The sequence below is a fragment of the Bacteroides ihuae genome, assembly GCF_900104585.1.
Classification (GTDB): Bacteria; Bacteroidota; Bacteroidia; order Bacteroidales; family Bacteroidaceae; genus Bacteroides; species Bacteroides ihuae.
In genome coordinates, this window is sequence record NZ_FNVX01000004.1 from 260,700 (window position 1) to 273,141 (window position 12,442).

Sequence of the window (12,442 nt, forward strand, 5' to 3'; positions counted from 1 at the left end):
GAAACAACCGGATGCAAAGATGAGTACTCACCGTTTGATACCAGTTTTCTTTCTCTTATTACTCTTTCTGTTTGGTTGCCGCAAAGGACATCAAAGTCTACAGGAAGAGGCGTACGACCTACCTCAAATGAAGGATAGTGGAGAGCTAGTAGTGCTTACACTTTATCGTTCTACTTCTTATTTTATCTATCGGGGACAAGAGATGGGATTCCAATACGAGCTAAGCCAACAATTTGCCAAAAGTCTGGGTTTAAAGCTGCGAGTTGAAGTCGTGAAAAATGTTCCGGAATTGATCCGTAAGTTGCGCAACAGAGAGGGTGATATGATTGCCTATAACCTACCTATCACTAAAGAACTTAAAGACAGCCTTACATATTGCGGAGAAGAAATCATCACTCATCAGGTGATTGTGCAACGTAGCAACGGAAAAGAAAAAGCATTGACGGATGTCACCCAATTGGTTGGCAAAGATGTCTACGTGAATCCGGGTAAATATCTTAATCGCTTAGCGAATCTGAACAAAGAACTAGGAGGAGGCATTCGCATTCATCAAGTGGAGGGAGATAGTATCACTGCAGAAGATTTGATCACTCAAGTTGCCCAAGGAAAGATTACTTATACTGTATGTGACAATGACTTAGCACGGTTAAATACAACCTATTATCCTAATCTGGATATTAAATTATCGATTAGCTTCGATCAGCGCTCGTCATGGGCTGTACGCAAAGATTGCCCGTTACTGGCGGAAGCTGCTAATCAATGGAATAAAAATAAACTTAGGTCGCCAGCCTATACAGCTAGTATGAAGCGCTATTTTGAGATTAGCAAAACAATCTCTTACTCGCCTATCCTTTCTTTACGTGAAGGCAAAATTTCTCATTTCGACAAGTTATTCAAGAAATATGCCAAAAAGATTGACTGGGACTGGCGATTATTGGCTTCATTAGCCTATACGGAATCGAATTTTGACACCACAGCTGTATCATGGGCGGGTGCAAAAGGATTGATGCAACTGATGCCCGCCACAGGAAGAGCCATGGGCATTCCTCGCGGAAAGGAACAAAACCCGGAAGAGAGTATAAAAGCTGCCATAAAGTACATTGAAGCAACGAACCGTAGTCTGAGTATGGTCCCTAATAAGACAGAGAGAATGCAATTTATCTTAGCTTCTTATAATGCGGGACTTGGACATATTTCCGACGCCATGGCCTTAGCCGAAAAATACGGAAAGAATAAATATATATGGCATAGCAACGTAGAGAATTATATCTTGCTCAAAAGTCATGAACAATACTTCACCGATCCTGTCTGTAAGAATGGGTACTTTCGTGGTATCGAAACCTATAACTTCGTACGTGACATTATCGCACGCTACGAAGTATATAAAACAAAGATAAAGAAATAGCCTTTTTTCTAGAATAGATTCAACCGATTCTTTTGAGCATCTTCCAAGGAAACGATCTCACGATGCACAGGTTTTCCTTTCTCGCGAAGTAACTGATACTCTTCAGCCAATTCTTTAGTAAACTCTGGCTTCATCAGTGGATTAAGCAATTTAGATGCCACACCTGCATTTTGTGATGCATCTTTTAGATATACCACCGGAGCATGATAAGCGGGGGCTATTTTCAATGCAGTATGTAGCTTCGATGTGGTAGCTCCACCAATCAACAATGGAAGATCAAATCCGGCCTTCTCTAGTTCAGAAGCGACGTGTACCATCTCTTCAAGCGAAGGTGTTATCAATCCACTCAGACCAATCATATCAACTTTTTCTTCTATCGCACGTTTAAGAATGGTTTCAGAAGGTACCATGACTCCAAGGTCTATTATTTCATAGCCGTTACAAGCCATCACCACGGCTACAATGTTTTTACCGATATCATGTACATCGCCTCTCACAGTAGCTACTAACACTTTACCCGCATTCTTAACATCGCCCTGTTTTTCTGACTCTATCACGGGTTGTAATATAGCCACCGCCTTCTTCATTGTGCGAGCAGTCTTCACCACTTGCGGAAGAAACATCTTCCCGGCACCAAACAGATCGCCTACGTAGTTCATACCTTTCATCAGTGGACCTTCAATGATGTCTACAGCTTTGTCATATTTCATCAAAGCTTCGGCCAAATCATCTTCCAGAAAATCACCAATACCTTTAACGAGTGCATGTTTCAATCGCTCTTCGAGCGGTTCATCACGCCATGCATCATGCCTTACAACTTGCCCCGTTTCACCACTAGAAGCTGCTTTTAACTTTTCAGCCAGTTCAATCAATTGCTCTGAACCATCAGGAGTGCGATTCAGCACCACATCCTCAATAATTTTAAGCACATCAGCAGGAATATCAGTATAGAGCACTGAAGTAGCAGGATTTACAATACCCATATCCATTCCTTTCTGAATGGCATAGTACAAGAACACCGCATGTATAGCCTCACGGATATAGTCATTGCCACGCAGAGAAAACGAAAGATTACTTACGCCACCACTGACATGAACACCCGGCAAATTCTTGCGTATCCATTCCGTAGCCTCAATAAAATCTACTGCATAGTTATTGTGTTCCTCAATCCCTGTAGCCACCGTCAAGATGTTTGGATCAAAGATAATATCATGTGGATTAAAACCAACTTTATCTACTAACAAACGGTAAGCTCGTTCGCAAACGGCTATTTTCCGTTGAGCAGTATCAGCCTGCCCCTTCTCATCAAAAGCCATTACTACTACGGCTGCACCATATTGTCTTACAGCACGGGCGTGTTCAAGAAAAGCCTCTTCGCCCTCTTTCAGAGAGATAGAATTCACCACACACTTACCTTGCAGACATTTCAGTCCGGCTTCAATTACCTCCCATTTAGAGGAGTCAATCATCACAGGTACACGAGATATTTCAGGTTCAGAAGCTATCAAGTTCAGAAAAGTAGTCATCTCCTCTACCCCATCGAGCAACCCGTCGTCCATGTTCACGTCGATAATCAGTGCACCATCTTCCACCTGTGTACGAGCTATGGAGAGAGCTTCTTCGTATTTCTTCTCTTGAATCAGTCGGAGGAATTTACGTGAACCAGCCACATTGCAACGCTCACCAATATTTACAAAGTTGATTTCAGGTTTTACTTCAAGTAGCTCTAGGCCCGATATCCACATACAATCGGGCTTCGCAACGGGAACACGAGGTTGCACTCCCTTGATGAGGTCAGTGTATTTGGCAATGTATGCATCTGTGGTACCGCAACATCCGCCAATAATATTCACCAGATTCTCGTCAATATATTCTTTTACCTGTTCGGCCATTTCTTCGGGCGTCTGATCGTACGCACCCAGACTATTAGGCAAGCCTGCATTAGGATAAGCACTGATATAGTATGGAGCACGAGCTGCCATTTGTGAGAGGAAAGGCTTCAATTGATCCGCACCAAACGAGCAATTGAGTCCTACAGAAAAAATATTAGCATGTTGAATGGATGCCAGAAAAGCATCCAGAGTTTGACCAGAGAGCGTGCGCCCCCCTATGTCGGACACGGTAACAGAAATCATCAAAGGTACTTCTCTACCCGTCACCTTCATCGCCTTTTCAGCAGCAAAGATAGCCGCCTTAGCATTCAGTGTATCGAATATAGTTTCTATCAGAAGAACATCCACGCCGCCCTCAAGTAGTGCCTCTATTTGTTCTTGATAAGCAGTAGCCAATCCGTCATAACTTAAAGCACGAAAAGCGGGATTATTCACATCCGGACTCATCGAACAAGTCTTGTTGGTTGGTCCTACAGCCCCTGCTACAAAGCGTGGTTTATCAGGATTCTTGGTAGTGTATTCATCGGCAATTTCCCGAGCCAACTTCACAGCAGCCAAGTTCATTTCACGTACATACTCCTGCACATGATAATCGGCCATTGAAACAGCAGTAGAGCTAAACGTATTCGTTTCTATAATGTCGGCACCTGCCTCTAAATATTTACGGTGAATTTCCTGAATCACATCCGGTCGGGTAAGAGATAACAAATCATTATTTCCCCTTAATTGTCCCCGGATATGCGCAAAACGTTCATTACGAAAGTCCTCTTCACGAAGATTATATTGTTGAATCATGGTTCCCATAGCACCATCCAGTATTAGGATACGCTCGACCACAAGTTGCTGAATAGTCTTTTTCATTTCATCATCAATGCTTAAACATCCTGTCCATCTCTCTCCGATCATCCTTTTCTCTCAAAGAATCACGTTTATCATATTCTTTTTTACCTTTAGCCAATGCGATGACCACCTTGGCTAGCCCTTTTTCGTTAACGAACATCCGCACAGGAACGATGGTAAATCCTGTTTCTTTCGTTCCTCTAACCAGTTTCTTTAGTTCTTTTTTATTAAGCAATAGTTTCCGATCTCTGCGCGCAACATGATTATTATATGAGCCATAGAAGTACTCAGCAATATGCATATTTTTCACCCACAGCTCACCATTGGCAAAGAAGCAAAACGTATCTACCAAGCTAGCTTTGCCCAAACGGATGGATTTAATTTCTGTACCGGTGAGCACAATACCTGCCGTATAAGTATCCGTCAGTTCATAGTCAAACGTCGCGCGTTTATTCTTTATATTTACGGGAGCCAGTTTCATTTTTCTTTTTAATTAAGTATCACGATCAGCTTGTTGAATACGACCTGAATAATAGTCGGACAGAAAATCAACAAAGCAGATGCTATGATGGTAAACTTCAAACGCTTCTTTTCATCAACGAGCATCAACGCTGGAACACCTTCCCACACAATATATATCAGATAAAATTGGAGCAACCAACCTATCACCGTGAAATCGGGTAACAATCCGACCACAATATTGATTAGGAAAGTAACCACCATGGAGTATCCAGCCAGCTGTTGAGCAAGCAGCACGTCATTATCCATACCAAACAATCTCACGCCCAAATAGTTTATAGCATAAGCCGCCAGGAAATATCCACCAAACAATGCCACTGCCACAGCACAACATTGCGTCATTGCTATTTGAAAACTTTGCGGGCCACCCCATCCGTTGGCAAACAATGAGCCGGCAAAGACAGAGAGCCCGCATAAACCAATCATGGGATAAACGAACTCGGTAAATACCCTTCGCTTATCCTCATGCAAACAAATTTCCTCCCAAGCCTTGGCCGGAGAGGAAATCAGTGTTAATGCTATTTTAAAAAGTTCTTTATAATTCAATTTCTAATAAGGATATCTTAATCGTACATTTTTTTCTATAACCTGACTACCGCTTCCTTTCGCAAAAATCTTCACCCAAATAGAATCATTCTTCGGTTCTACATCAGTATCAGTTGGTAACTTGAAACTAATGTAATTAGTATAATAACTAGAGGAACTATCACCACCGCCCTTAGAATAGTTGAACTTAACATAAAGAGTATCATCATTACCTACTTCCTTTTCATACATATCAAAATCAATATTAGAGCTATAGTTTACATTAAAATAAATATTAATATATTTATTTGCCCCCCATGCTTCAATGCTTGTAACGCTATAATCATTAGCTAACGTATCAGGTTGTGTATTAAAGTTCTTCGTATAAATAACACTAGCATTCACAATCGTTACATTATACGACGTCTTATTCTCTTGATACGACTCTCCTTCTGCATATTTAAACGTAACATATACTCTTTGAGGGTAGGATACTCCATCGCTAAGTAGCAATGCAGACGAATTAGTTGGATATAATGTCGTCACTCCATCATCAGCAATAAGAATAGGACTTCCTAAATAACTTTGGCTGACAGTAGCAAAAGTATAGGCATCATAAGAACTGTCATCACCATCCGAATTGAAGCAAGAAGTTAAAGAAATACCCATCAACAATGTTAGGGTTAAAGCTACAAATTTCATCTTTTTCATAAATCTATAATATTGTGTGTTTTTATCTGGTGCGCAAATATACAAAACAAAGAGAAATGCACACCGTTAGTTCTCTCTTTTTTTAATCAACTTTAGTAGATAAATGCAACTAAAACACAAATACTGCATCAGTTAGTACTTTTTTCAAAAGAGGAATAAACTGCTACTTAATTATTTCTCTATTTTGGCAAACAATTCCAGATTTTGGTCCACATACATAGCAATACGTTGCGTGAGATCTTCCTCCATCTGAAAAAACTCTTCTTCCAAATCATCAAAAGCTTCGTATGCTTCATACATAGCCATAAACTCTTCATCAGTGCGTTCTTTCTCTAAGTCTTCTCGGTTAGCATCGTAAATTTTCTTTGCTCTATATATCAATTTAGAGAATTCGTCAAATCCCCACAAACGCATCGCCTTGGCAAAAGGATTATCAAAGATGTAACTTCCATAACCATTCTGCGCCAATTGACAAAACCCACCAATCATTATCTCATCCCGGAAAATCTGATAGGCAAGTAATGAATGCTGTTCACCCGTAAGTAATGGCATTGTTTCGGCTGTAATCTCGCCTCCCATAGCCTCTTGGTACTTATCTGCAAATACCCTGATGAACTCATCCATTCCTTCTCCTGCAGCAGTTTTCAAAGCTGTATCAGACACCTCTATCATTGTTCTTTATTTTTATATTTACGCAAAAATACACATTTTTTTATTCTGCAAAGCAATAACTTAAGAAAAAAACAGATCACGTTATTTTAATTTCAAGATGAACTATACTTAAGAGGGTATTGTTCTATAGTTATGTAGTTCAGAGATGAACTAAGTATAGTTGAATAGACAGCAGCTAATTAAAGTATTTACCAAACAAAATTAACATCAAAAAAAGATGAAAAAATTAGTATTATCCGTAGCATTAATGTTAGCTATGTCGATCGCTCATGCGCAAAACTCTCTACCAAAGGGAGATACCCAATTTAATGTAGGAGTAGGACTTTCAGATTATGGAGTACCTGTTTATATCGGACTAGATCACGCCGTTAGTCGTGATATTACTCTTGGTGGAGAACTTTCATACAGAAATTATGATGATAGATGGAATAACGATGATTATCATCGTCACGTCTGGGGAATTTCAGGAAATGCAAATTATCATTTCAACAATTTATTAGAGATTCCTCGGAACTGGGATTTTTATGCAGGCCTTAACCTTGGATTCTATTCTTGGAATTCACCCGATGGCTATCACGGTGATCATACTTCGGGTTTGGGATTAGGAGCGCAAGTAGGCGGTCGCTACTTCTTCAACGATAAAATAGGTATCAATCTTGAATTAGGCGGACAGACAGAATTTTCCGGTGGTAAGATAGGCCTTACTATTAAACTATAAAATTAGGGAGACGTAATTTTCAATATAAAAAAGAGTGTCGCTTTAAGGAAGTAACACTCTTTTTTATTAATTATTCAAGCATAGAGAAACATTCTACTCTGTAAAATAGGTATAAGAGAAATTTTCAATAGATCCAGCATAATCTTTAATTTCCTTCTGAATACAGCCGTTTTTATCATATTCAAAAGAATAAGAAGCAGCTACACTGGAATAATCCCAACCACTTGTTTGATGACAATAGGCCGAAGCATTACCGAATAATCCTGTTTCAACCAGCCAATGACTGATACCGGCCCTTTCGGAATAAACACAATGGGTATTCCCTACATAGAAGAATCTTGTGCATACAGGGACCTGAAATTTCAATAACCTCCCAGGAACGTGTCCGTGGTTGTAAAAATGCGGTAAATGAATTGGGAGACCCGAATCTTTTAGCCATCAGAGGGAACGACTTCTCCATACAGAACGGATATATTGAGACCAAATTAGCAGCGACGCAGGAAGTTAGACCTACCGCCATATTTGCCTTAAGCAGCACGATCTTATTGGGAACTATAAAAGCATTAAATGAACACAACATCCATGTGCCTGAGGACATATCGCTAATTTCGTTTGATGATAATCTATACCTCGATTATCTAAACCCTCCGATTACTCGTGTTGCCCAACCGCTTACCAATATCGGTGTGATTGCAGTCAAAATGTTAATGCATAAAATTGTTGAGAAAACAGATCTAAACACAGAGATACTTCTACAACCTACAATTATAAAACGTGAGTCAATAAGAGTAATATCATCCAATGAAGCGCAATAGAAACTATGCGTATCGATATTTTCTCAATCTCAATTAGTGAGCGGGACGAATATTAGAAAAACAAGATATTGTGATACAACAAACATAGACTATTTTAAGATAAGAAGAATCGTGGAATTAAGAATAATCTACCGGAAATCACGAAAGAACAATATTTACATTATAACATTCAAAAGCGATGAATGATTATAAGTATCCACCAATATTGCATGAATCTAGCGAGCGATTCAGAGAATTAGCTTTGCCAAGACTTTAGATGGTTACATCACCTAACTCCGCTCATTCGCAACAAACTTATTCACAATAAGTGCCAATGCACCATCTGATGTCACATTGCAAGCCGTACCAAAGCTATCCTGTAAAGCGAAGATTGTGATCAACAAGGCTATTCCTGCTTCATCAAACCCCAATACAGAAACCACAATGCCAAGAGAAGCTAACACCGTACCTACCTCCGGGAACGCCGAGAGCTCCTATAGCAAAAATGCCCAAAAAAGGATTGGATTGAAGATGCCTTTTAATATTTAAAAAGTTTAATTTTAAGTATGCTAATATCGTTAAGATAAACATCTGAGACTATATCATAGGGATTTGGTGGTAGTTTTATTCCAAACTCATCTCCATTTATAGTCCTCTTTTTTACCCATTTCCCAGCAACAAGCTTCCCTTCTTCAACGGAGAGGAGCTGAGCATTTGGTTTGCTGGAATCAGCAGACTCATACCCAACATAACAAGCATTTCCGGATACAATAAATTCATCTTTAGAAATCTGAATTATCAACCCATATCCTTTAATAAGTGAATTCTTTTGTAAGTTATAGTTAGGCTTAAAAATAAAGTCTCCAAGTTGAAAAGATGCCGGTGATACACTATCGCCTTCCATAAAACCGTTTATTTTATCTTCAACTTGGGCTTTGGTGATTAATGGCCTCAGATTATCAAGTACTTCATATGCTTTCTTTATGGAATGGTTGCTATGATAAGTAGGATGATCAATACCAAATGGTGAAAAACCTATTGCTTTGAAATGTCCGAAACAAAAAAATGCTTTGGGAGCAGCACTTATGGTATCGTTCCACCAAATAGCGCAGGCTTCAGGTACAAGCAAAGGATTTTTGTTGTGTACAAAATTTGCAGCCGATAATCCGAATTTTGGTGAATAATTATCGTTGGCAAGAATATCGATAGCAGGAGCACCAGCCTGCCAAATATCAAGCATGAGGTAATTGGGGCCTCCACTTGGCCAAACACCTGGTATGAGATTGCCTCCCGAGGCATCCCAAGCATTTACGAATGTTGGTATATTATAAATAGCTTTACCTGCCTTTGCTAGTTGATTTATATATTTAGCGTAATTCCATGCCATAAATATTTCATCGGTATTTGGCAATTTTCCAAAAACCTCTTCCCAGCTACCCTGTTTTTTTGAACCATTATTTACATATGGCTCACGGATGTTTGGTTTTAATTTATTAAGATTATTATTAATGTATGTAATCAATTCACCTGGAACTTGTTGTTCAAAACGTTTAGTAGCTTCAGGTGAAAAATCCCTACTACTTCCCAACAAACCAACCTCATTCTCAATTTGCACCATTAACACGGTTCCATCCTTATCAACCTGAGCAATTCGTTCCATTAACCTTTTATATGCCTTCAAATCGGCATTCAAACAATTGCTATTCAAATTGGAAATGGTGGTAGAAATTCTCTTGTCTTTATAAAGCATGCGTGGGAAACGTTTCATATCGGTTTTAACCCAATTGGGTGTATAATGCGATTCGCCATTTTTCCAACTTCCAAACCACAGAATAACCAGTTTCAGGTTATTATCGTGTGCACTTTTTATGTGACTATCGATAAGTGAGTAATCAAAAACACCTTCTTCCGGTTCAAATTGCTGCCAGTTTATAGGCAAAAAAACCGTATTAACATTAAGTGAGCAAACGTGTGCCCAAATATCTTTCATATGCTCAATGCTCGAGGCTGAAGAATTTAATAATTCAGCACCGATAATTAGAAATGGTTCATTGTTTACATACAATTGTTTAACCCCGTTAGTTTCTCTAATTATTGGCAAAGCTAAATTATTAGTTAAGTCATCCCGCTTTGAAGTATTATTAGCATTACTATTTGCTGTTAATAAAGCCAACAATAGCGTAAAGACTATAGACAATTGAATTCTTTTCATAATAATTAGTTCTAAATTCATACAATACAAGCTTAAAGTAAGGAAAATCTTGTATATACTGCTATCCGCATACCGGCCGCCTTCAAACGTCCATTACTTTGGCTTGTATTCTTGAAAATGTTGCCGTAAAATTATTGAAGTTTTTTTGGTAAACAAGGTGTATCGGTCTTTTTTTTCTTTACTTTGTTGAATTCTTATCAGCATAGGTTCATTATGAGTGCTTTATGTTTAAAGAAAGTTATTATACAGGCTATTAGGTACTGATAATCAATAATAGTTTCTTTTTAGTTACTAAGATACAAAAAAGTAAGTACTTGGCAAAAGCATATGAACAAACTAACTTTGCAGGAAAAAATATGAAACGGAGAACTGCCATAAAATTAGGTGCTTTGTTAAGCGGTGCTTTAGCAATTCCGACTTTGATGAGTAATACCCTTCCACCGACCGAGACAAATAAGAAACAGCCAAATTGTGGCTACGTTAAGATTAATGGGGATAAATTTGAACTTTACATTTTTTCAGATGGACATATGTTATTGGAAAATCCGCAACCCATCTTCGCACCCCAAATTAATTCTACCACCTTCACTACAGAATTGAAGAGACTATATCTTGGAAACAAAGGGATTGACTTAGCCATTAATATTATGGTTATCAAGATAAACAACAAAACCATATTGATAGACTCTGGAATGGGCAATCATTTTGGTGAAAGTCAGGGTTGGCTACTTGAAAATTTACAGAATGCAGGGATCAATGCGAATAGTATCACAGATATTTTGATTACCCATGCTCATCGAGATCATATTGGTGGACTTATTACCAAAAGCAATACAATTGTATATCCTAATGCGCAATATCATATAGCAAAAGCAGAATACGAATTTTGGACGTCTGAAAATCCTGATTTTTCAAAAAGCAAACTGACTGACGAACAGAAAAAAGGAACAATCGCATTCCCTCAGAAAATTCTAAATATTATAAAAGAAAAACTGAACACATTTACCCCTGGAGATACCCTGTTCTCTTTCATAAATACAGAGCTGGCAGAAGGCCATACGCCAGGTCATACTATTTTCACTATTTCATCCGAAGGAAAATCAATCAAAAATATAGTAGATACATTTCATTCACCTTTACTGATTACCAATCCTGAATGGGGTATAGAATTTGATATTAATTTTGAACAAGGTATTAAGACAAGAATGCAGATTTTGGAAGATTGCTATATCAACAAACGATTGGTTATGTCTTCTCATTTGCCGTGGCCAGGATTAGGTTACATTGATAAAAGAGAAAAATATTATTGGGTTCCGTTATATTATTCCACACCGACTGAAATTAAATTGTAAAGCATAAATATGATGTTGGTAAAGATAGCCAATCGTACGCAAAATTGGTTCTCAAAGGCTGAATAGCCATAAAACATTGTTCCGACGCACATTTAATTCTATAAAGTTTGCTACTTTTATAGCCCGTATTGAAATAGAACAATCAGATTCTTGAATCTGTTCCGTTGTGTTAGTTTACGTTGCTTACTCTGTAACGACAGTCAATAATATAGAATGAACGATGGATGACTTAGCATTATTTAGAAACATCATTGAACAACAAGTTAATTTTTCGGATTCAGAAGTCGAAACAATCGTTGAAACGCTAAAACATAAAAGTTATAAAGCAAACACCCTCCTATTGGGTAATGGAGAAGTTTGTAAACACATTTATTTTATTCTTAAAGGCTGTGTACGCACTTATTATATTTCATCCAAAGGTGATGAGAGAACGAGATACATCTCTTTTGAAGGCCAAATAAATACAGTCTTCACTAGCTTTGTAGCACAAAGTCCCAGCTCTGAATTGATTGAAACCCTTGAAGATTCAGAAGTATTAGTCATGGGTTATCATGATTTTTACAGCTTGGTGCATCAAATACCCGCATGGGAAACTTTCTTCCGAAAGACCCTGGAGGATGCTTTTATCTATCAAAATATAAAGATAGAAAGCCTGATGACCCTCTCAGCCGGTGAGCGATACCAAATGGTACTGGCACAGACTCCCCATTATTTACAGCGGCTGTCCAATCGAATTTTATCTACTTATCTCAACATTTCACAAGAAACTCTTAGCCGTTTGAAGTCAAAATAACATTTTGAC

At 38.4% G+C, this 12,442-nt stretch carries 12 protein-coding genes and 1 pseudogene; 5 read left to right on the forward strand and 8 right to left on the reverse strand.

Going from position 1 to position 12,442, the window contains the following annotated elements:
* Nucleotides 1–19 precede the first annotated feature (19 nt).
* On the forward strand, nucleotides 20–1,405 hold the full coding sequence (locus BQ5338_RS01860) for an MltF family protein (RefSeq protein ID WP_071145129.1): 1,386 nt from the start codon (nucleotides 20–22) through the stop codon (nucleotides 1,403–1,405).
* Between the two features lie 8 nt (nucleotides 1,406–1,413).
* Here the strand turns inward: BQ5338_RS01860 and metH are convergent, their stop codons facing one another.
* The 5 genes from metH to BQ5338_RS01885 all read right to left on the reverse strand — a co-directional run bounded on the left by metH (nucleotide 1,414) and on the right by BQ5338_RS01885 (nucleotide 6,564).
* The gene (gene metH, locus BQ5338_RS01865; RefSeq protein ID WP_078063402.1) at nucleotides 1,414–4,158 is read right to left on the reverse strand and encodes a methionine synthase; all 2,745 of its coding nucleotides are present in this window, start codon (nucleotides 4,156–4,158) and stop codon (nucleotides 1,414–1,416) included.
* A 7-nt stretch (nucleotides 4,159–4,165) separates the two neighbouring features.
* Nucleotides 4,166–4,618 carry an SsrA-binding protein gene (gene smpB / locus BQ5338_RS01870; RefSeq protein ID WP_071145131.1) on the reverse strand — a complete coding sequence of 151 codons (453 nt, stop codon included), beginning with the start codon at nucleotides 4,616–4,618 and terminating at the stop codon, nucleotides 4,166–4,168.
* Nucleotides 4,619–4,626: 8 nt separating this feature from the next.
* Entirely contained in the window at nucleotides 4,627–5,202 is a 576-nt protein-coding gene (locus BQ5338_RS01875; RefSeq protein ID WP_071145132.1) for a Yip1 family protein, read from the reverse strand.
* 3 nt (nucleotides 5,203–5,205) lie between these two features.
* Nucleotides 5,206–5,892, reverse strand: a complete 687-nt coding sequence (locus tag BQ5338_RS01880; RefSeq protein ID WP_071145133.1) for a NigD1/NigD2 family lipoprotein — start codon at nucleotides 5,890–5,892, stop codon at nucleotides 5,206–5,208.
* A 171-nt stretch (nucleotides 5,893–6,063) separates the two neighbouring features.
* The gene (locus tag BQ5338_RS01885; protein ID WP_071145134.1) at nucleotides 6,064–6,564 is read right to left on the reverse strand and encodes a DMP19 family protein; all 501 of its coding nucleotides are present in this window, start codon (nucleotides 6,562–6,564) and stop codon (nucleotides 6,064–6,066) included.
* Nucleotides 6,565–6,781: 217 nt separating this feature from the next.
* Between BQ5338_RS01885 and BQ5338_RS01890 the strand changes: the two genes are divergently transcribed.
* A complete protein-coding gene (locus BQ5338_RS01890; protein WP_071145135.1) occupies nucleotides 6,782–7,282 on the forward strand; it encodes a porin family protein in 501 nt (166 codons plus the stop codon).
* 93 nt (nucleotides 7,283–7,375) lie between these two features.
* Here the strand turns inward: BQ5338_RS01890 and BQ5338_RS16635 are convergent, their stop codons facing one another.
* Nucleotides 7,376–7,648 carry a hypothetical protein gene (locus BQ5338_RS16635; protein ID WP_071145136.1) on the reverse strand — a complete coding sequence of 91 codons (273 nt, stop codon included), beginning with the start codon at nucleotides 7,646–7,648 and terminating at the stop codon, nucleotides 7,376–7,378.
* Here BQ5338_RS16635 and BQ5338_RS01900 point away from each other — a divergent pair.
* Nucleotides 7,621–8,097 carry a substrate-binding domain-containing protein gene (locus tag BQ5338_RS01900; protein ID WP_235816356.1) on the forward strand — a complete coding sequence of 159 codons (477 nt, stop codon included), beginning with the start codon at nucleotides 7,621–7,623 and terminating at the stop codon, nucleotides 8,095–8,097. The two genes, BQ5338_RS16635 and BQ5338_RS01900, sit on opposite strands and share 28 nt — an antisense overlap.
* A gap of 269 nt (nucleotides 8,098–8,366) precedes the next feature.
* Here the strand turns inward: BQ5338_RS01900 and BQ5338_RS16445 are convergent.
* Nucleotides 8,367–8,589, reverse strand: a pseudogene (locus tag BQ5338_RS16445) (cation:dicarboxylate symporter family transporter); the annotation flags it as partial.
* Nucleotides 8,590–8,614: 25 nt separating this feature from the next.
* Complete coding sequence (locus BQ5338_RS01905; protein WP_071145138.1) at nucleotides 8,615–10,309, reverse strand: GH35 family beta-galactosidase; 1,695 nt, start codon at nucleotides 10,307–10,309, stop codon at nucleotides 8,615–8,617.
* Nucleotides 10,310–10,602: 293 nt separating this feature from the next.
* On the opposite strand from BQ5338_RS01905, the gene BQ5338_RS01910 reads away from it, so the two are divergent.
* Nucleotides 10,603–11,640, forward strand: coding sequence for an MBL fold metallo-hydrolase (locus BQ5338_RS01910; RefSeq protein WP_078063355.1), 1,038 nt, complete (start codon nucleotides 10,603–10,605; stop codon nucleotides 11,638–11,640).
* A 220-nt stretch (nucleotides 11,641–11,860) separates the two neighbouring features.
* On the forward strand, nucleotides 11,861–12,433 hold the full coding sequence (locus BQ5338_RS01915) for a Crp/Fnr family transcriptional regulator (RefSeq protein ID WP_071145139.1): 573 nt from the start codon (nucleotides 11,861–11,863) through the stop codon (nucleotides 12,431–12,433).
* The last annotated feature ends 9 nt before the right edge of the window (nucleotides 12,434–12,442 follow it).

Bases quoted from the DNA above. Each gene is read 5' to 3' on its own strand.
- BQ5338_RS01860 (WP_071145129.1), top strand. From the start codon at position 20: ATGAGTACTCACCGTTTGATACCAGTTTTCTTTCTCTTATTACTCTTT.
- metH (WP_078063402.1), bottom strand. From the start codon at position 4,158: ATGAAAAAGACTATTCAGCAACTTGTGGTCGAGCGTATCCTAATACTG.
- smpB (WP_071145131.1), bottom strand. From the start codon at position 4,618: ATGAAACTGGCTCCCGTAAATATAAAGAATAAACGCGCGACGTTTGAC.
- BQ5338_RS01880 (WP_071145133.1), bottom strand. From the start codon at position 5,892: ATGAAAAAGATGAAATTTGTAGCTTTAACCCTAACATTGTTGATGGGT.
- BQ5338_RS01885 (WP_071145134.1), bottom strand. From the start codon at position 6,564: ATGATAGAGGTGTCTGATACAGCTTTGAAAACTGCTGCAGGAGAAGGA.
- BQ5338_RS01890 (WP_071145135.1), top strand. From the start codon at position 6,782: ATGAAAAAATTAGTATTATCCGTAGCATTAATGTTAGCTATGTCGATC.
- BQ5338_RS01905 (WP_071145138.1), bottom strand. From the start codon at position 10,309: ATGAATTTAGAACTAATTATTATGAAAAGAATTCAATTGTCTATAGTC.
- BQ5338_RS01915 (WP_071145139.1), top strand. From the start codon at position 11,861: ATGGATGACTTAGCATTATTTAGAAACATCATTGAACAACAAGTTAAT.